16 protein-coding genes are annotated in these 19612 nt (G+C 68.6%); 9 read left to right on the top strand and 7 right to left on the bottom strand.

Translation table 11 applies throughout. The features are described from left to right. Positions 1 to 15: 15 nt before the first annotated feature. The 7 genes from gyrA to dnaA all read right to left on the bottom strand — a co-directional run bounded on the left by gyrA (position 16) and on the right by dnaA (position 12176). Positions 16 to 2610: a DNA gyrase subunit A gene (gene gyrA / locus AB0N17_RS08235; protein ID WP_366010343.1), complete on the bottom strand. Its 2595-nt coding sequence runs from the start codon at positions 2608 to 2610 to the stop codon at positions 16 to 18. 42 nt (positions 2611 to 2652) lie between these two features. Next, positions 2653 to 4722: a DNA topoisomerase (ATP-hydrolyzing) subunit B gene (gene gyrB, locus AB0N17_RS08230; protein ID WP_366010342.1), complete on the bottom strand. Its 2070-nt coding sequence runs from the start codon at positions 4720 to 4722 to the stop codon at positions 2653 to 2655. A 374-nt stretch (positions 4723 to 5096) separates the two neighbouring features. Further along, positions 5097 to 5678 carry a DciA family protein gene (locus tag AB0N17_RS08225; protein ID WP_366010341.1) on the bottom strand — a complete coding sequence of 194 codons (582 nt, stop codon included), beginning with the start codon at positions 5676 to 5678 and terminating at the stop codon, positions 5097 to 5099. After that, positions 5675 to 6796, bottom strand: coding sequence for a DNA replication/repair protein RecF (gene recF, locus AB0N17_RS08220; protein WP_366010340.1), 1122 nt, complete (start codon positions 6794 to 6796; stop codon positions 5675 to 5677). Before recF ends, AB0N17_RS08225 begins: the two co-directional genes overlap by 4 nt. 45 nt (positions 6797 to 6841) lie before the next feature. Next, entirely contained in the window at positions 6842 to 7717 is an 876-nt protein-coding gene (gnd, locus tag AB0N17_RS08215) for a phosphogluconate dehydrogenase (NAD(+)-dependent, decarboxylating) (protein ID WP_366010339.1), read from the bottom strand. A gap of 222 nt (positions 7718 to 7939) precedes the next feature. Continuing rightward, positions 7940 to 9070 carry a DNA polymerase III subunit beta gene (dnaN, locus tag AB0N17_RS08210; RefSeq protein WP_366010338.1) on the bottom strand — a complete coding sequence of 377 codons (1131 nt, stop codon included), beginning with the start codon at positions 9068 to 9070 and terminating at the stop codon, positions 7940 to 7942. Between the two features lie 1054 nt (positions 9071 to 10124). Beyond that, entirely contained in the window at positions 10125 to 12176 is a 2052-nt protein-coding gene (gene dnaA, locus AB0N17_RS08205; RefSeq protein WP_366010336.1) for a chromosomal replication initiator protein DnaA, read from the bottom strand. Between the two features lie 374 nt (positions 12177 to 12550). Here dnaA and rpmH point away from each other — a divergent pair, with 374 nt between their 5' ends. The 9 genes from rpmH to AB0N17_RS08160 all read left to right on the top strand — a co-directional run bounded on the left by rpmH (position 12551) and on the right by AB0N17_RS08160 (position 19595). Continuing rightward, positions 12551 to 12688, top strand: a complete 138-nt coding sequence (gene rpmH / locus AB0N17_RS08200) for a 50S ribosomal protein L34 (protein WP_015659252.1) — start codon at positions 12551 to 12553, stop codon at positions 12686 to 12688. A 21-nt stretch (positions 12689 to 12709) separates the two neighbouring features. Next, a complete protein-coding gene (rnpA, locus tag AB0N17_RS08195) occupies positions 12710 to 13081 on the top strand; it encodes a ribonuclease P protein component (RefSeq protein ID WP_078992730.1) in 372 nt (123 codons plus the stop codon). Then, positions 13078 to 13443 (top strand): membrane protein insertion efficiency factor YidD, encoded by a 366-nt coding sequence (yidD, locus tag AB0N17_RS08190; RefSeq protein WP_366010335.1) that lies wholly within the window; start codon positions 13078 to 13080, stop codon positions 13441 to 13443. The genes rnpA and yidD overlap by 4 nt, the downstream gene beginning before the upstream one ends. A 3-nt stretch (positions 13444 to 13446) precedes the next feature. Further along, a complete protein-coding gene (yidC, locus tag AB0N17_RS08185) occupies positions 13447 to 14763 on the top strand; it encodes a membrane protein insertase YidC (RefSeq protein ID WP_366010334.1) in 1317 nt (438 codons plus the stop codon). A 15-nt stretch (positions 14764 to 14778) separates the two neighbouring features. Further along, complete coding sequence (locus tag AB0N17_RS08180) at positions 14779 to 15291, top strand: R3H domain-containing nucleic acid-binding protein (protein WP_366010333.1); 513 nt, start codon at positions 14779 to 14781, stop codon at positions 15289 to 15291. A gap of 116 nt (positions 15292 to 15407) precedes the next feature. Then, entirely contained in the window at positions 15408 to 16127 is a 720-nt protein-coding gene (gene rsmG / locus AB0N17_RS08175) for a 16S rRNA (guanine(527)-N(7))-methyltransferase RsmG (protein ID WP_366010332.1), read from the top strand. Between the two features lie 332 nt (positions 16128 to 16459). Continuing rightward, on the top strand, positions 16460 to 17533 hold the full coding sequence (locus AB0N17_RS08170; protein ID WP_366010497.1) for a ParA family protein: 1074 nt from the start codon (positions 16460 to 16462) through the stop codon (positions 17531 to 17533). Continuing rightward, complete coding sequence (locus tag AB0N17_RS08165; RefSeq protein WP_366010331.1) at positions 17530 to 18654, top strand: ParB/RepB/Spo0J family partition protein; 1125 nt, start codon at positions 17530 to 17532, stop codon at positions 18652 to 18654. The genes AB0N17_RS08170 and AB0N17_RS08165 overlap by 4 nt, the downstream gene beginning before the upstream one ends. Before the next feature lie 323 nt (positions 18655 to 18977). Further along, positions 18978 to 19595: a GNAT family N-acetyltransferase gene (locus tag AB0N17_RS08160; RefSeq protein ID WP_366010330.1), complete on the top strand. Its 618-nt coding sequence runs from the start codon at positions 18978 to 18980 to the stop codon at positions 19593 to 19595. Positions 19596 to 19612: the final 17 nt, after the last annotated feature.

Here is a 19612-nt window from a genome sequence, read left to right as displayed (position 1 = left end):
ACTCACTCCTCGTGCCTACTCGGCCGAGGGCGCCTCACCCTCGTCCGTGCCGGTGGTCGCGGCGGACTCGGCGGCCTCGTCGACGGACAGCTCGCCGTCGACCTCCTCCGCCTCGCGCCCCGCCTCGGCGTTACGTGCGATACCGACCACGGCATCGCGCTTGCCCAGGTTGATCAGTTGGACGCCCATGGTGTCACGGCCCGTCTCCCTGACCTCGTTGACTCGCGTACGAATCACACCGCCGGAGAGGGTGATGGCGAGGATCTCGTCGTTCTCCTCGACCACCAGCGCGCCGACGAGCGAACCACGGTCCTCCACGATCTTGGCGGCCTTGATGCCGAGGCCGCCGCGGCCCTGGACACGGTACTCGTCGACGGCGGTCCGCTTCGCGTACCCACCGTCGGTGGCAGTGAACACGAACGTACCGGGTCGCACCACATTCATCGAGAGCAACTCGTCGCCCTCGCGGAAGCTCATCCCCTTCACACCGGAGGTGGCGCGGCCCATCGGGCGCAGGGACTCGTCCGAGGCGGTGAACCGGATCGACTGTGCCTTCTTGCTGATCAGCAGCAGGTCGTCGTCGGCCGAGACCAGCTCGGCGCCGATCAGCTCGTCGTCCGTACCGTCCTCCCGCGCGCGCAGGTTGATCGCGATGACACCGCCGGAGCGCGGCGAATCGTAATCCTTCAGAGGCGTCTTCTTGACCAGGCCGGACTTGGTGCCCAGCACCAGGTACGGGGTCGCCTCGTAGTCACGGATCGCCAGGATCTCGGCGATCGCCTCGTCCGGCTGGAAGGCCAGCAGGTTCGCCACGTGCTGGCCGCGCGCGTCCCGGCCGGCCTCGGGCAGCTCGTACGCCTTCGCCCGGTACACCCGGCCCTTGTTGGTGAAGAACAGCAGCCAGTGGTGCGTGGTGGAGACGAAGAAGTGGTCGACGATGTCGTCTTCCTTCAGCTTCGTGCCGCGCACGCCCTTGCCGCCGCGCTTCTGCGCCCGGTAGTCGTCCGTCTTGGTCCGCTTGACGTAGCCGCCGCGCGAGACGGTGACGACGATGTCCTCCTCGGCGATCAGGTCCTCGATGGACATGTCGCCCTCGTACGGGATCAGCTTGGTCTTGCGGTCGTCGCCGTACTTCTCGACGATCGCGGCCAGCTCCTCGCTGACGATCCCGCGCTGGCGCACCGGGGAGGCCAGGATCTGGTTGTACTCGTTGATCTTCGCCTGGAGCTCGTCGTGCTCCTGGACGATCTTCTGCCGCTCCAGGGCGGCCAGGCGGCGCAGCTGCATCTCGAGGATCGCGTTCGCCTGGATCTCGTCGATCTCCAGCAGGCCCATCAGGCCGTTGCGCGCGATCTCGACGGTCTCGCTGCGCCGGATCAGCGCGATGACCTCGTCGATGGCGTCCAGGGCCTTCAGCAGACCACGCAGGATGTGCGCCCGCTCCTCGGCCTTGCGCAGCCGGAAGCGCGTACGGCGGACGATGACCTCGATCTGGTGCGTCACCCAGTGACGGATGAACGCGTCCAGCGAGAGGGTGCGCGGAACGCCGTCCACCAGCGCCAGCATGTTGGCGCCGAAGTTCGTCTGCAGGTCGGTGTGCTTGTACAGGTTGTTCAGCACGACCTTGGCGACCGCGTCCCGCTTGAGGACGATCACCAGGCGCTGGCCCGTACGGGACGACGTCTCGTCGCGGACGTCCGCGATGCCGCCGATCTTGCCGTCCTTCACCAGGTCGGCGATCTTCTGCGCCAGGTTGTCCGGGTTCACCTGGTACGGCAGCTCGGTCACCACCAGGCACTGCCGGCCCTGGATCTCCTCGACCTCGACCACCGCGCGCATCGTGATGGAGCCGCGGCCGGTGCGGTACGCCTCCTCGATGCCCTTGCGGCCGACGACGAGCGCGCCGGTCGGGAAGTCGGGGCCCTTGATGCGCTCCATGAGCGCGTCCAGCAGCTCCTCGTGCGAGACCTCGGGGTTCTCCAGGTACCACTGGGCGCCGGCCGCGACCTCGCGCAGGTTGTGCGGCGGGATGTTGGTCGCCATGCCGACCGCGATACCGGCCGAGCCGTTGATCAGCAGGTTCGGGAAGCGGGCCGGCAGGACGGTCGGCTCCTGGGAGCGGCCGTCGTAGTTGTCCGTGAAGTCGACGGTCTCCTCGTCGATGTCGCGGACCATCTCCATCGACAGCGGCGCCATCTTGCACTCGGTGTACCGCATGGCGGCCGCCGGGTCGTTGCCGGGAGAGCCGAAGTTGCCGTTGGAGTCCACCAGCGGCATCCGCATCGACCACGGCTGGGCGAGGCGCACCAGGGCGTCGTAGATCGAGGAGTCGCCGTGCGGGTGGTAGTTGCCCATGACGTCGCCGACCACGCGGGCGCACTTGTAGAAGCCGCGCTCGGGGCGGTAGCCGCCGTCGTACATCGCGTACAGCACCCGCCGGTGGACGGGCTTGAGGCCGTCCCGGACGTCGGGCAGCGCACGGGACACGATGACGGACATCGCGTAGTCCAGGTACGAGCGCTGCATCTCCGTCTCGAGCCCGACGGGCTCGACGCGCATGGCGAGTTCGCCCTCGGTCTCAGGAGTCTCTGGAGTGTTCTCGTCGGCCATTGCTGGTGAAGATCCTTCCTGGTGCGGTCAGCTGAGACCGACTCAGATGTCGAGGAAGCGGACGTCCTTGGCGTTGCGCTGGATGAACGCGCGGCGGGCTTCGACGTCCTCGCCCATGAGGACCGAGAACAGGTCGTCGGCCTGGGCGGCGTCGTCGAGGGTGACCTGGCCGAGGACCCGGTGCTCCTGGTCCATCGTGGTCACGCGCAGCTCCTCGGCGTTCATCTCGCCGAGACCCTTGAAGCGCTGGATCGAGTCCTCGCGGACGCGCTTGCCGCGCTGGCGGCCCATCTCGATCAGGGCGTCGCGCTCACGGTCCGAGTACGCGTACTCGATGTCGTCCCGGCCCCACTTGAGCTTGTACAGCGGGGGGCGGGAGAGGTAGACGTGCCCGGCCTCGACCAGCGGCCGCATGAAGCGGAACAGGAAGGTCAGCAGCAGGGTGCTGATGTGCTGGCCGTCGACGTCGGCGTCCGCCATCAGGATGATCTTGTGATAGCGGAGCTTCTCGATGTCGAAGTCCTCGTGCACGCCCGTGCCGAAGGCCGAGATCAGCGCCTGGATCTCCTGGTTCTGCAGGATCTTGTCGATCCTGGCCTTCTCCACGTTGAGGATCTTGCCGCGGATCGGGAGGATCGCCTGGTACTGCGGGTTGCGGCCGGACTTGGCCGAGCCGCCGGCGGAGTCACCCTCGACGATGAAGATCTCGCACTTGGTGGGGTCGTTCGACTGGCAGTCGGACAGCTTGCCCGGCAGGGAGGCCGACTCCAGCAGGCCCTTGCGGCGCGTCAGGTCGCGGGCCTTGCGGGCCGCCACGCGCGCGGTGGCCGCCTGGATGCCCTTGCGGATGATGTCCGCCGCCTCGACCGGGTTGCGGTCCAGCCAGTCGTTGAGGTGCTCGTAGACCGCCTTCTGCACGAAGGTCTTGGCCTCCGTGTTGCCCAGCTTGGTCTTCGTCTGACCCTCGAACTGCGGCTCGCTCAGCTTGACCGAGATGATCGCGGTCAGACCCTCACGGATGTCGTCACCGGTGAGGTTGTCGTCCTTCTCGCGCAGCAGCTTCTTGTCGCGCGCGTACTTGTTGATCAGGCTCGTGAGGGCCGCGCGGAAGCCCTCCTCGTGTGTACCGCCCTCATGCGTGTGGATGATGTTCGCGAAGGAGTACACGCCCTCGCTGTAGCCGCTGTTCCACTGCATGGCGACCTCGAGGGACAGGCTCTTGTCCTTGTCCTCGGCCTCGAGGTCGATGACGGTGGGGTGCACCACCTCTCCCTTGCGGGAGTTGAGGTACTTCACGAAGTCGACGATGCCGCCCTCGTAGTGGTACGTGACGGTCTTGACCTCGTCCTTCTCGTCCGCACCCGCCTCGTCCGCCCCGGCGGTGGCCTTCGCCGACTCGCGCTCGTCGGTGAGTTTGATCGTCAAACCCTTGTTGAGGAACGCCATCTCCTGGAAACGCCGCGACAGCGTCTCGAAGGAGTACTCGGTGGTCTCGAAGATGTCCGGGTCGGCCCAGAAGGTGACCGACGTGCCGGTCTCCTCGGTCGCCTCGTGCTTGGCCAGCGGCGCCGTCGGGACGCCCATCTTGTAGTCCTGCGTCCAGCGGTAGCCGTCGGTCCTCACCTCGACGGAGACCTTGGACGACAGGGCGTTCACGACGGACACACCGACACCGTGCAGACCGCCGGAGACCGCGTAACCGCCGCCGCCGAACTTGCCGCCCGCGTGCAGCACGGTCAGCACGACCTCGACGGCCGGCTTGCCCTCGGAGGGCACGATGCCGACCGGGATGCCACGGCCGTTGTCGACGACACGCACCCCGCCGTCGGCGAGGATCGTCACGTCGATGGTGTCCGCGTAGCCCGCCAGCGCCTCGTCGACCGAGTTGTCGACGACCTCGTACACCAGGTGGTGCAGGCCGCGCTCGCCCGTGGAGCCGATGTACATGCCGGGCCGCTTGCGGACCGCGTCCAGCCCTTCGAGCACGGTGATGGCGCTGGCGTCGTACGAGGCGGAGGCAGCAGCCTCGCCGTTCACGCCGGCGTCGGTGGACGGGATGTTCTCGTTGGGGTTGCCGGAATCGGCCACGAAGCGCCCTTTCTGGCACAGCACGAGCCGGGCTCGTCGGCGGATTGCCGGAGCGGCTGCGGCATGTTGCGTTGGTAAGCCTTGATCAGCGTTGCTCAGCTTTTCCCGGGCGGTCCCCACGTTGGGGCGGGATTGCCTTCCAGTCTACCGGTAGCGCTGACATCGATGGGGGTTTGCCGGTACCTGAGTCCCCATGTGCCGCCCTGAACCGGCCTCTGCCGGGTCCCGATATACGGATGGGGGCTCCAAGGGGCTCACAGCGGCACTCAGCGCTTCGAGCCGTCAACCCTTGGCTACTGAGGGGTCAGAAGCCGATCCACGCCGTCGCGCGGGGCTGTTCCACGGCCCGGCGCAGGGGTACGACGGCACCGCCCGCCCTCGCCGTCACGTGATGTACGTCACCCATAGGTATCGCCGGGACCGGTGCTGCCAGGGGCGCGCAAGGGGCCGTAGCGACGGGCGGGGCCACCGGGATTGAGCACCTTGATCAACCGCACCGTGCCGTGCCCCAGGTCCTCGTTGAGGCGGGCGACCAGCGTGGGCGCGAGTACCCGCAGCTGCGTCGCCCAGGCCGTCGAGTCGCACTGCACGGTCAGCACCCGCTCGTCCTCGTCGTACCTCTGCGGCACGCAGTGCTTCGCCAGGTCCTCGCCGACGATCTGCGGCCAGCGGCCCATCACCCCGCCCACCGCCGCGGGGGTCTCCCAGCCGCGCTCGGTGAGCAGCCGGTTGATCGCGGCACCCAGGGCCATCGGATCGCGGCCGTCGGCGCGCGCACCGGAGCGCAGGCCACCGCCGCGCCGGGCCTGCTTCTTCTGCCGAGCCGCGTCCCCACGCGCGCGTGCCTGCTCCTTCGCCGCGCGCAACGCCACGCGCGCGAGGTCGACACCGGAGGGCTCGGGCTGCTTCCTCGAATCCTTCGGGGTCTTCGGGGTCTGCGAGGCCTTCGGGGTCTGTGGGCCGGGCTCGTCGGTGCTCATACGCGCTCCACCGTCCCGCCGGACACGGCGTAGCGCGCCCCGGCCAGTACGTGCGGCACGTCGTCGTCCACAGCGGCGGTGACCAGCACCTGCTCGCCGGGCGCGACCAGCTCGGCCAGCCGCTCCCGGCGGCGGGCGTCCAGTTCGGCGAAGACGTCGTCCAGGACCAGCACCGGCTCGTTGCCCTCCGCGCGCAGCAGGTCGTACGACGCCAGCCGCAGCGCGAGGGCGTAGGACCAGGACTCGCCGTGCGAGGCGTACCCCTTGGCGGGCAGCTGCCCCAGCTTGAGGACGAGGTCGTCCCGGTGCGGGCCGACGAGGGTCACACCGCGCTCGATCTCCTGCTTGCGCACCTCACCGAGGGCCGCCGTCAGCTGGACGTACAGGTCCTCGCGCGTGTGCGCCTCACCGGGCGCCGACGGCTTGTACTCCAGCGCGACAGGGCCGCCGCCGGGGGCCAGCTGTTCGTACGCCTTGTCGGCGAGCGGCTGCAGCGTGGCGATCAGATCGAGCCGCTGGGCGAGCAACTCGGCGCCCGCGCGCGCGAGATGCTGGTCCCACACGTCGAGCGTGGACAGGTCCATGGACCGCCCGCCGTGCCGACGGGCCAGCGCGGCGGTCTTCAGGAGCGTGTTGCGCTGCTTGAGGACGCGCTCGTAGTCGGAGCGCACCCCCGCCATGCGCGGGGAACGCGCGGTGATCAGCTCGTCGAGGAACCGCCGCCGCTCCCCGGGGTCCCCCTTGACCAGCGCGAGGTCCTCGGGCGCGAACAGCACGGTCCGGACGATGCCCAGCACATCCCTCGGTCTGACCTGCGAGGACCGGTTGATGCGGGCACGGTTCGCCTTGCCGGGGTTCAGCTCCAGCTCCACCAGCTGCTGCCGCTCGCCCTGCCGGACCTGGGCCCGGACGATCGCCCGCTCGGCGCCCATGCGGACCAGGGGGGCGTCGGAGGCGACGCGGTGGCTGCCGAGGGTGGCGAGATAGCCGACGGCCTCGACGAGATTGGTCTTGCCCTGCCCGTTGGGACCGACGAAGGCGGTGACGCCCGGGTCGAGCGGAACCTCGGCCCGGGCGTACGAGCGGAAGTCGGCCAGCGAAAGATGCGTGACGTGCATGGTCGTTCGCCGACCCTCCCTGCTTTCCTGCGGCCTGCTGAAGGCCTACTTCTTCGCTACGGCGTGGCCGCCGAACTGGTTGCGCAGCGCGGCGATCATCTTCATCTGCGGCGAGTCCTCCTGGCGCGAGGAGAACCGCGCGAACAGCGACGCGGTGATCGCGGGCAGCGGTACCGCGTTGTCGATCGCGGCTTCCACAGTCCAGCGTCCCTCACCGGAGTCCTGTGCGTAACCGCGCAGGCCGGCGAGGTGCTCGTCCTCGTCGAGCGCGTTGACCGCGAGGTCGAGCAGCCAGGACCGGATGACGGTGCCCTCCTGCCACGAACGGAAGACCTCGCGGACGTCCGTGACGGAGTCGACCTTCTCCAGCAGCTCCCAGCCCTCGGCGTAGGCCTGCATCATCGCGTACTCGATGCCGTTGTGGACCATCTTGGCGAAGTGGCCCGCACCGACCTTGCCGGCGTGCACCGCGCCGAAGTCGCCCTCCGGCTTCAGCGCGTCGAAGACCGGCTGCACCTTGGCGACGTTCTCGGCGTCGCCGCCGTACATCAGCGCGTACCCGTTCTCCAAGCCCCAGACGCCGCCGGAGACGCCGCAGTCGACGAAGCCTATGCCCTTGGCGGCCAGCTCCTCGGCGTGCTTCTCGTCGTCCGTCCAGCGGGAGTTGCCGCCGTCCACGACCACGTCGCCGGGCTCCAGCAGCTCGGCCAGCTGGTCGACGGTCGACTGGGTGGGCTCACCGGCCGGGACCATCACCCAGACCACGCGGGGCCCGCTGAGCTTGCCCACAAGCTCTTCCAGGCTGTGGACATCCGCGAGGTCCGCGTTGCGGTCGTATCCGATGACGGTGTGGCCCGCGCGGCGGATCCGCTCGCGCATGCTGCCGCCCATCTTGCCGAGGCCGACGAGACCGAGCTCCATCAGTGGTGTTCCTTAAGGTCGCTGTGTGGCGTGAGAGGCACGACGTGCCCCGCCGAGCCTAAACCCGCACCGTCACGCACAGCTGTGGGCATACGCGCTCATACGTGACCCGCCTGACCTGCGGCTTTGCCACCGTGACCGCGGGCGCGACCTGTCCCCGCCGAACCACGGCGCCGGGCACCCACAGAAGGCACCCGGCACTGTGCACACCTGTGGACGACGTCAGCCGCTGAGCCGCACCGGCATGATCAGGTACTTGTAGGCCTCGTCGGCCTCCGCGTCCACCGCCGGCTTCCCGCTCAGCAGCGCCGGCTTCGTGGACGTCGTGAACGACAGCTGCGCCACCGGCGAGTCGATCGCGCTCAGACCGTCCAGCAGGAACGTCGGGTTGAAGGCGATCGAGATGTCGTCGCCCTCCAGCTGGGCGTCCACCCTTTCCACAGCCTGTGCGTCGTCGCTGGAACCGGCCTCCAGGATCAGCACGCCCTGCTCGAAGCTCAGCCGCACCGGGGTGTTGCGCTCGGCGACCAGCGCCACGCGCTTGACGGCCTCCACGAACGGCGCCGTCTCGATCACCGCGACGGAGTTGAACTCGGTCGGGAACAGCGTCCGGTACTTCGGCAGGTCACCCTCGAGCAGACGCGTGGTGGTACGCCGCCCGGCGCCCTCGAAACCGATCAGGCCCTCGCCCGCGCCGGAGCCGGACAGCGCGAGGATGACGCTGTCGCCGCTGGTCAGCGCCTTGGCGGTGTCCTGGAGCGTCTTGGCGGGCACCAGGGCGACGGCGGAGACGTCCGGGTTCTCCGGCTTCCACAGGAACTCGCGGACCGCGAAGCGGTACCGGTCGGTGGAGGCCAGGGTGACCGTGTCGCCCTCGATCTCGATGCGCACACCGGTGAGGACGGGAAGCGTGTCGTCACGGCCGGCCGCGATGGCCACCTGGGAGACGGCGGCGGCGAAGACCTCGCCGGGCACCGTGCCGGTCGCGTTCGGCATCTGCGGCAGCGACGGGTACTCCTCCACAGGCAGGGTGTGGAGTGTGAATCGCGAGGAGCCGCAGACCACGGTCGCCCGTACACCGTCTGTGGAAATCTCCACCGGACGGTTGGGGAGGGCGCGCGAGATGTCCGCGAGCAGACGGCCGGAGACGAGGACGGTGCCCTCCTCCTCGACCTCCGCCTCGACGTTGACCCGCGCGGAGACCTCGTAGTCGAAGCTCGACAGGCTCAGCTGGCCGTCCTCGGCCTTCAGCAGCAGGCCGGCGAGGACAGGCGCCGGCGGACGGGCCGGGAGGCTGCGTGCCGCCCACGCCACTGCCTCCGCGAGTACGTCGCGTTCCACCCGGATCTTCACCGTAAGCCGCCTCCTGCTGCTGTTGCTTCTGAGTCCTCCGACTCGGTGTCACCGCCCACTGCGACGGGCAGGACACCGGGGACCAGTCTGACGCACCGCACTGACAGTAGGCGCCTGTCGGGGTCAAGTCGCTCAGAGGGGCAGCCGGGCCCGAGAGGCCGAGTTGTGCACAGGCCCCGCTTCCAAACGATTGCCGAGCTCTCTCTAGTCGGGAGTAGTAGTAGGGCCTGTGGATACCGTGGATAACCACGTTTGCCCAGCTCAGCACGGAAATTTTGTCCACTGCCCCTGTGGGTGGAGCCGGTGGACAACTGGGGCTGTCTGTGGAGAACGGAAAGTTCTGCACACCTCGCCCACAGCCTGAGGGCAGTTCTCCCCAGCTGCGTCCCCAGGTTTACCCGGGTTTCCCACACCCCAATCCGGCACCTTCGTGTGACGCCTTTCACTCGACGCGGTGAGAGGGTGCGTCGGGTTGCCGAACAGTGGACAGCCATGTGGAGAAGCGAGCGATCGCTGGGGACAACCGCCCCCAGCCTGTGGGTTGCCCGTGGACAACTTCGTGCACAGCCTGTGGATCTCCGCGTTGTCCACAGTCTGTGGAGATCGTTCGTCCACGATTCCACAGGCACCTGAGCTGGGCGAACTCGGTATGAACAGGGTCCCTGTGGACGCCGTTCGGGACAACTTCGCAGTCCCCAGGATGTGGAAGGAAGAAAGTCACCGAATCTGTGGAGAGTGGCCGTAACCCACCAGGAAATCGAACACCGGGGAGCGGGAGCGGGAGCGGACGGGGAACGCCGGCCGGCGCTCGCGGGACTCCCGGCGCCCTCGTCCACGACCCTGGGACGTCGTCCACGACCCTGGGAAGGCGTCCACCTGGCAGCGACCGGTCATGACGTACGGCAGCGCGTGGGCCGTGAGGCGGCGCGTGGACGGGCCGGCGACCGGGAGCACCGGAAGCACGAAGGGCGCCCCGGGATGCGTGTCCCGAAGGCGCCCTAGGCGTCTGCGAAGAGCCGGCCTCAGCCGCGCCCAGCCGTGCCTCAGCCCTGCCTCAGCCGTTCTTGATCCGGTTCGTCAGCTCGGTCACCTGGTTGTAGATCGACCGCCGCTCAGCCATCAGCGCCCGGATCTTCCGGTCGGCGTGCATCACGGTCGTGTGGTCACGGCCGCCGAACTGCGCCCCGATCTTCGGCAGCGACAGATCCGTCAGCTCACGGCACAGGTACATGGCGATCTGCCGAGCGGTGACCAGCGCGCGGCCGCGCGAGGTCCCGCACAGGTCCTCCACCGTCAGCCCGAAGTAGTCCGCGGTCGCCGCCATGATCGCCGTGGCCGTGATCTCGGGCGCGGAGTCCTCCCCACCCGGGATCAGGTCCTTCAGGACGATCTCGGTGAGGCCCAGGTCCACCGGCTGCCGGTTGAGCGAGGCGAACGCCGTCACCCGGATCAGCGCGCCCTCCAGCTCACGGATGTTCCGCGAGATCCGGGAGGCGATGAACTCCAGGACCTCCGGCGGGGCGTTCAGCTGCTCCTGCACCGCCTTCTTGCGGAGGATCGCGATACGCGTCTCCAGCTCGGGCGGCTGGACGTCGGTGATCAGTCCCCACTCGAAGCGGTTGCGCAGCCGGTCCTCCAGCGTGACCAGCTGCTTGGGCGGCCGGTCGCTGGAGAGCACGATCTGCTTGTTGGCGTTGTGGAGCGTGTTGAAGGTGTGGAAGAACTCCTCCTGCGTCGACTCCTTGTCCGCGAGGAACTGGATGTCGTCGACGAGCAGGATGTCCATCTCGCGGTAGCGCTTGCGGAAGCTGTCGCCCTTGCCGTCGCGGATGGAGTTGATGAACTCGTTGGTGAACTCCTCCGAGCTCACGTACCGCACACGCGTGCCCGGGTAGAGGCTGCGCGCGTAGTGCCCGATGGCGTGCAGCAGGTGCGTCTTGCCGAGCCCCGACTCCCCGTAGATGAACAGGGGGTTGTACGCCTTCGCCGGTGCCTCGGCGACGGCGACGGCGGCCGCGTGCGCGAACCGGTTGGAGGCGCCGATGACGAACGTGTCGAAGAGGTACTTCGGGTTCAGCCGTGCCGTCGGCTCGGCCGGACCGCTCGCCGGCGCCGGCTTCGAGGCCAGCGGGCCGGGGGCCCCGGGCAGGTCCGGGCGGCCCGGCCCGCCGCGGTGCGACGGACCGCCGCCCGTCGGCTGCTCGGGCAGCTCACGGCGGACGGGATCACGCTGGTCGTACTCGGTCCGTGACGAGTCGTACTCGGAACGGCCCGTCTCGTAGTCGGGACGGCCCGTCTCGTAGTCCGGACGTTTCGCGTCGTAGTCGGAGCGGCCGGAGCCGTAGTCGGGACGTCCCGTGTCGTAGTCGGGACGGCCGGAGTCGTAGTCGGACCGGGACGGCTCGTACTCTCCGCGCGGTCCGTCGTACTCGCCGCGCTGCTTGTCGTACCCCGGCCGGTCCATGCCCTTCGAGCGGTAGTCCTGGGACGGCGCGTCGTAGGCGTCCGGCCCGGAGCCGTAGCCGTCCTGGGACGACGGCGACGCGTACGGGTCGCGTTCGGGGAAGCCGAGCCGCGGCTGCTGCCAGCCGTAGTCGTCCTGCGCGGAGCGCGGCCAGGCGCCGGGCTCCGGGCGCTGGTACTCGGACGGGTAGGCCGGGCGTGCGGTGGGCAGCTGGTCGGCGCGGGACGGCGGCTCACCGCCCGGCAGCTGGTCGCCGGCGCGGTGGCGACCGTAGCCCTCGTACGGCGTGGAGGGCAGCTCCGGTTCCTCGTAGCGAGGCTTGGGCTGCTGGTGCGCGGGCGGCGCGGCGGGGGCCGGCGGCTCGCCCGCGGAGTCGTCCACGGTGATCGCGATGCGGATGGGGCGGCCGCACTCACGGCTCAGGGTCTCGCTGACGATCGGCGCGAGCCGGCCCTCCAGTACGTTCTTCGCGAATTCGTTCGGTACGGCGAGCAGGGCGGTGTCCGCGACCAGCGCGAGGGGCTGGCAGCGCCGGATCCAGTGCTCGTCCTTCGACTCGACGCCCTGACCGCGGCCCTCTCCGAGGAGCTGCTCCAGTACTCGTGGCCACACTGCGGCAAGATCGGCAGGTACGTCAGCCACAGGGCACGCTCTCTCACAGGTCCCTCGAACGTGTGGTTCGGGGACGGGTCAGGATGAATATCGGGTCGGCCGGGGATAAAGGAACGAATCGGAGTCCAGCCACGGTAGTCAGCGCGGCGGGTACGGTTCAAGTTGTTGTCCCCAGCCTGTGGATAGTGTCCCCCGTGGACGCCGGTTTGACCGCATGGCTCAGCCCCGCGTACCGTAACCAGGTCGAGTTGTCGATGGCTGCTGCCGCCTGCCTACCGATGGGCACAGGTCACGTCAGGTGATCGGGAAGCGGTGCAATCGGGCGTGACGCGAGCTACTCGTGGGCGCACGGTGACAGCCAGGACGGCACCCCGCCACTACCGATTCTTTTCTGGAGCCCCCGAGTGAGCAAGCGCACCTTCCAGCCGAACAACCGTCGTCGCGCCAAGACCCACGGCTTCCGCCTGCGGATGCGCACCCGTGCCGGCCGCGCGATTCTCGCGAACCGTCGTGCCAAGGGTCGCGCCAGCCTGTCCGCCTGATCCTGATCAGGTCATGACGTCGTGCTGCCTACCGAGCATCGGCTGAGGCGGCGCGAGGACTTCGCGACCGCGGTACGACGGGGTCGCCGGGCAGGTCGCCCGACCCTCGTCGTCCACCTTCGTAGCGGTGCAACGGACCCGCACGCGCCAGGGGAGAGCGCTCCCCCGACGCGTGCGGGTTTCGTCGTGAGCAAGGCTGTGGGTGGAGCGGTCGTGCGCAACAAAGTGAAGCGCAGACTGCGTCATCTGATGCGTGACCGAGTCGCCCTTTTTCCCCCCGGTAGCCTGGTAGTCGTACGAGCGCTGCCCGGATCGGGCGACGCAGACCATGCACAGCTGGCCCGAGACCTGGACGCCGCCCTTCAGCGGCTGCTGGGAGGGGGCGCGCGATGAAGTACCCACTGCTGGCTCTGATCAAGCTGTACCAGTGGACGATCAGTCCACTGCTCGGGCCGGTGTGCAAGTACTACCCGTCGTGCTCCCACTACGGCTACACGGCCATCGACCGGCACGGTGCGATCAAGGGCACGGCACTCACCGCCTGGCGCATCCTCCGGTGCAATCCGTGGTCGCTGGGCGGTGTGGACCATGTTCCGCCGCGCAAGCGCCCGCGGTGGCACGAAATACTGCGCAACGCTTGGCGCGCACGCAGAGGCGGGTCCTCCGCCGCCGAACCGGCCACCGAAGACAGGCTCACTTCCGAGCTTCCTTCGAGCCCGGCCGCAGAGACCTCGTCCCATGCCCAAGGAGCATGATTAGTGGACACGATTGCCAGCCTCTTCAGCTTTATCACGACACCCGTCTCCTGGGTCATCGTCCAGTTCCACGCGGTGTACGGCGCCATCTTCGGCCCCGACACCGGATGGGCCTGGGGCCTGTCCATCGTGTCCCTCGTGATTCTGATTCGCATCTGCCTGATCCCGCTCTTCGTGAAGCAGATCAAGGCGACCCGGGCCATGCAGACGCTCCAGCCCGAGATGAAGAAGATCCAGGAGCGCTACAAGAACGACAAACAGCGTCAGTCCGAAGAGATGATGAAGCTGTACAAGGAGTCGGGCACCAACCCGCTCTCCTCGTGCCTTCCCATCCTGGCGCAGTCCCCGTTCTTCTTCGCCCTGTACCACGTGCTCAACGGCATCGCCTCGGGCACGACCATCGGCGTCATCAACGAGTCGCTGCTGGCCAGCGCCCGTAAGGCGCACATCTTCGGTGCCCCGCTCGCCGCGAAGTTCAAGGACAGTGCCGACACCGTCCACGCGCTGGGCGCCACGGTCACCGACGTGCGGGTCGTCACCGCGCTCATGATCGTCCTGATGTCGGCGTCGCAGTTCTACACGCAGCGCCAGCTGATGACGAAGAACGTCGACACCACGGTCAAGACGCCGTTCATGCAGCAGCAGAAGATGCTGATGTACGTCTTCCCGGTGATGTTCGCCGTCTTCGGTATCAACTTCCCGGTCGGTGTCCTCGTCTACTGGCTGACCACCAACGTGTGGACCATGGGCCAGCAGATGTACGTGATCCACAACAACCCGACCCCGGGTTCCAAGGCTCAGGCCGCCTACCTGGAGCGTCTGACGAAGCACGTCACGCACCACGGAAAGGTCCGTCGCCGCAGCGAGAAGACGATCGTCAAGGCGATCGTCGCCAAGGGCCGCGACCGCAACGAGTTCGAGCGCAAGTTCATCAACGCCCTGAACAAGGCCGGCCTCGCCGCCCAGGCCGACGGCAACGTGCTGCAGAGCACGGCCCAGGCCGCGGCACAGACCGAGGACGGCGCGACCACCACCACGGGTGCCGCCGGCACCGCCGCCGCACGGCGTCAGCAGCCCAAGCGCCAGAGCAAGGCCCAGCGTCAGTCCGGTGCGGCCAAGCAGGCGGGCGACTCCCCCTCGCTGGAGAAGTCCGACGCGCTGGAGGAGTCCGACGCGCTGGATGAGTCCGTCGAGCCCGAGGACGCCAAGCCCGCCGCTGCCAAGCAGCCCCAGAAGCCCGGCTCCGGCACCCGCAGCAAGGCCCAGTCCGGCCAGCGCAAGGGTGGTCCGCAGCGGCCCAAGTCCCCGTCCAAGAAGTAAGAAGGAGCCCATCCCGTGACGGAAGGCACCACCTCCGCCGCTGCCGAGGGTGCAGACACCCTCACCCGCCTGGAGCAGGAGGGTGAGATCGCGGCGGACTACCTGGAGGGTCTGCTGGACATCGCCGACCTCGACGGCGACATCGACATGGACGTCGAGGCCGACCGCGCCTCCGTGTCGATCATCAGCGACACCGGCGGCCGTGACCTGCAGAAGCTGGTCGGCCGGGACGGTGAGGTGCTGGAGGCCCTGCAGGAGCTGACGCGCCTGGCCGTGCACCGGGAGACCGGCGACCGCAGCCGGCTGATGCTGGACATCGCGGGATACCGGGCCAAGAAGCGGTCCGAGCTGTCGGAGCTGGGCGCCAAGGCCGCCGCCGAGGTGAAGAGCTCCGGCGAGCCCGTCAAGCTCAAGCCGATGACCCCGTTCGAGCGCAAGGTCGTGCACGACGCGGTCAAGGCCGCGGGACTGCGCAGCGAGTCCGAGGGCGAGGAGCCGCAGCGGTTCGTCGTCGTGCTGCCCGCCTGATCGGCCCCACGTTTCACCGGCCCCGTCTGTAGAGCAGGCGGGGCCGAACTTTGTCAGCCTGGTAGTTCTGGTGGCCGGTGCGCGAAGCGCCGGCGCGGTACGGAAGGACGGTCCCCGTGACGGAGGCAGCGGAGCTTCCCCCCGCGCCCGAACAGGCGCGGGAAGTGTTTGGTGATCGCTTCGCCGATGCGGTCCGCTACGCGGAGCTGCTCGCCGAGGCGGGCGTGCAGCGTGGCCTGATCGGCCCGCGGGAAGTGCCCCGCCTGTGGGAGCGGCACCTGCTGAACTGCGCGGTGCTCTCGGAGGCGGTCCCCGAGGGAGTGACGGTCTGCGACGTCGGGTCCGGCGCGGGGCTTCCGGGGATCCCGCTGGCCCTGGTCCGGGAGGACCTGAACATCACTCTGCTGGAGCCCCTGCTGCGGCGCACCAATTTCCTCACCGAGGTCGTCGAGCTGCTCGGCCTGGACCATGTCACCGTGGTGCGTGGGCGTGCCGAGGAGGTCATGGGCAAGCTGCCGCCGGTGCATGTGGTGACGGCCCGCGCCGTGGCGCCGCTGGACCGCCTGGCCACCTGGGGGATTCCGCTGCTGCGCCCGTACGGCGAGATGCTCGCCCTCAAGGGCGACACCGCCGAGGAGGAGCTGAAGGCGGCGGCCACCGCGCTCGCCAAGCTCGGTGCGGTGGAGACGTCCATCCTGCATGTGGGCGAGGGCGTCGTGGACCCGCAGTCCACCGTCGTGCGGGTTGAGGTCGGCGAGAGCCCGGGCGGTGTGCGCTTCGCGGCGAAGCGTGCCAAGGCAGCACGGACAGGGCGGGCGCGCAGGCGTCGAGGATGACCAGGGACGGCGGCGCTTCGAGCGCCGCTGATCCGTCCTGACGACGAGACGTACTCCACACAAGCTTCCAAACCCACGCGAGTCGGAGTGTCGCGGAGATCCGGTCGCCGACGCTGTGCATCGTGTTTCACGTGAAACGTCGCTCACTGCTTCACGGCATCATCAGTCGCGGCCGGGCTGCGGCCGAACCCCGCGACCGAAAGCCCCTCGGCTCCCTGGGAGAGGACCCCGAAACCCCGGAGAATCCACCCCCTGCGAGGGGTACCGAGTTGTCCACAGAGGTGGATTTCTCCACAGAACACCAGGCCTCACTGGTTCACGACCCCGAAGGCATGGGAGGCTCTGTTCATTGCGAGCCTGAAGTCGAGGAGAGTGAATCCGTGCGGTCCGACGCCAACATCGCGGGACCGATGGCCGATCCGGTCCCCGGTCCCCGTACCGAGTCGATGGGGGCGGATGTTTCACGTGAAACACCGCCTCCGATGGACGACACTCCGATCGGCCGTGCGGCCCAACTGGCGGTCGAGGCTCTCGGCCGCGCCGGCGAAGGCCTTCCGCGACCGGAGCAGACCCGCGTCATCGTGGTGGCCAACCAGAAGGGCGGTGTAGGCAAGACGACGACGACCGTCAACCTTGCCGCTTCGCTGGCTCTGCACGGTGGCCGTGTCCTGGTGATCGACCTCGACCCGCAGGGCAACGCGTCCACGGCACTCGGGATCGACCATCACGCCGAAGTTCCCTCCATCTACGACGTCTTGGTGGAGAGCAAGCCCCTGGCCGAGGTCGTCCAGCCCGTCCCCGACGTCGAAGGCCTCTTCTGCGCCCCTGCCACCATCGATCTCGCCGGTGCGGAGATCGAGTTGGTGTCCCTGGTGGCTCGGGAGAGCCGGCTCCAGCGGGCGATCCAGGCGTACGAGCAGCCGCTGGATTACATCCTCATCGACTGCCCGCCCTCACTGGGCCTGTTGACCGTCAACGCCCTGGTTGCCGGCCAGGAGGTCCTCATCCCGATCCAGTGTGAGTACTACGCGCTGGAGGGTCTGGGCCAGCTGCTGCGGAACGTCGACCTGGTGCGGGGGCACCTCAACCCCACGCTGCACGTGTCGACCATCCTGCTCACCATGTACGACGGCAGGACGCGCCTTGCCTCCCAGGTCGCGGAAGAGGTGCGCACCCACTTCGGCGACGAGGTGCTGCGGACGAGCATTCCCCGTTCGGTCCGTATCTCCGAGGCGCCGAGCTACGGGCAGACGGTGCTGACTTACGATCCTGGTTCGAGCGGTGCCCTCTCGTACCTTGAGGCGGCCCGAGAAATCGCGCTGAAGGGCATCGGCATCAGCTACGACGCGAGCCAGGCCCATATCGGCGCCCAGAACGACCCGAGCATGGTGGAGGGCATCCAGTGAGCGAGCGACGGAGGGGGCTGGGCCGTGGTCTCGGCGCACTGATCCCCGCTGCCCCGACCCCGACCGACAAGCCCCCGGCGCAGGCAGCGACGGGGGGAGGAACATCCACCTCCCCCGCGGCCGTCCCGGTGTTGACGAGCGAGCGGGGAATCGCCGCGGCGAAGGTGGCGACCCTGCCGCCTGTTTCACATGAAACCGAGGAGCCTCCGGCAAGCCCGGTCGCGGAGACGCCCGCGCCTCCGATGGGTGCCCACTTCGCCGAGATCCCCCTCGATGCCATCACGCCGAACCCCCGGCAGCCCCGCGACATCTTCGACGAGGATGCGCTGCACGAACTGGTGACCTCCATCCAGGAGGTCGGTCTTCTGCAGCCTGTCGTGGTGCGGCAGCTCGGCCCCGCCCGCTATGAGCTGATCATGGGTGAGCGGCGTTGGCGGGCCTGCCGTGAGGCCGGCCTGGAGGCCATCCCGGCCATCGTCCGTGCCACGGACGACGAAAAGCTCCTCCTGGACGCCCTGCTGGAGAACCTGCACCGGGCGCAGCTGAATCCGATCGAAGAGGCGGCCGCCTACGACCAGCTGCTGAAGGACTTCAACTGCACGCACGACCAGCTGGCCGACCGGATCGGGCGTTCCCGTCCGCAGGTCTCCAACACGCTGCGTCTGCTGAAGCTGTCGCCGACGGTGCAGAAGAGGGTCGCTGCCGGCGTGCTCTCTGCCGGCCACGCCCGGGCCCTGCTGTCCGTGGCGGACTCGGAGGAGCAGGACCGGCTGGCCCATCGCATCGTCGCCGAGGGGCTGTCGGTGCGGGCCGTCGAGGAGATCGTGACCCTCATGGGCTCGCGGCCCCAGAAGCCTCAGCGCTCCAAGGGCCCGCGTGCGGGGTCCCGGCTCAACCCGGCACTGAACGAACTGGCGACCCGTCTGTCGGACCGCTTCGAGACCCGGGTGAAGGTCGACCTCGGGCAGAAGAAGGGCAAGATCACCGTCGAGTTCGCGTCCGTGGAGGACCTGGAGCGCATCCTGGGCACCCTCGCTCCGGGCGAGGGCCGGGTCCTGCAGCAGGAGTTCGAGGACGGCTCGGAGAACGCGCTGAGCGCGACGGACGAGCAGGAAGACTGAGCCACGGACGAGTCCACTCGGCCGTGCGGGGAGCGGGCCGTGTCCGGTGTGTACCGGAACACGGCCCGCTCTTTGCTTTGAGGCAGTATCGAGTGAATCGCATCGTGGATACGATGCGAACGGGTATGGCGCATCCACCGGACAGCATCTGGATCTCTGAGTGGGGAGACGGGGGCCATGCGATCGATGAGCCGGACCGGACTGGTGAGCGCGGGCCTGAGCCTGGGAGCGGTCGGCGGATTCGTCGGCAGCCTGCTCAGGGAGCGAAGCGCTCTGACTGCAGCCCGCGATACGACGGGCGAGGGAAGCGAGGAAGAGCCTTCATGGGGCGTCGGCTTGTGCCGCTCACGCTGGACAACGTTCAGGACCTTCCCCAGCGCTGTCGCTCGTGTGTCTTCTGGGAGCTGGATCCTGTCAGCGGCGAAGCGGCGGTGAAGGCGGGCAGGGCGGCCCTGGAGAAGGAATCCTGGATCTCGGCCGTCCTGCTGGACTGGGGCTCATGCGGTCGGCTCGTGTACGTCGACGACGTGCCGGTGGGGTTCGTGCTCTACGCTCCTCCGGCCTACGTCCCGCGTTCCACGGCCTTCCCCACGAGCCCGGTGTCGCCGGATGCCGTTCAGCTGATGACGGCCTTCGTGATGCCCGGGTATCAGGGGCAGGGGCTGGGCCGGGTGCTGGTGCAGACCGTCGCCAAGGATCTGCTGCGCCGTGGCTTCAAGGCGATCGAGGCCTTCGGTGACGCCCGCTGGAAGGAGCCCGCCTGTCTCCTGCCCGCAGACCATCTCCTGTCCGTGGGCTTCAAAACGGTCCGACAGCACCCGACGCATCCCCGGCTGCGGTTGGAACTGCGGTCGACGCTCTCCTGGAAGGAAGACGTGGAGATGGCCCTCGACCGGCTTCTCGGGGCTGTCCAGAAGGAACCGGCACTGAGGCCGCTGTAGCGGGTGCGTCAGCGCAC

Origin of the sequence: Streptomyces sp. NPDC051133 (genome assembly GCF_040682635.1) — a bacterium.
Lineage (GTDB): Bacteria > Actinomycetota > Actinomycetes > Streptomycetales > Streptomycetaceae > Streptomyces.
The sequence above is the reverse complement of the archived record's forward strand: the minus strand, read 5'-3'. Positions and strand labels throughout refer to the sequence as shown.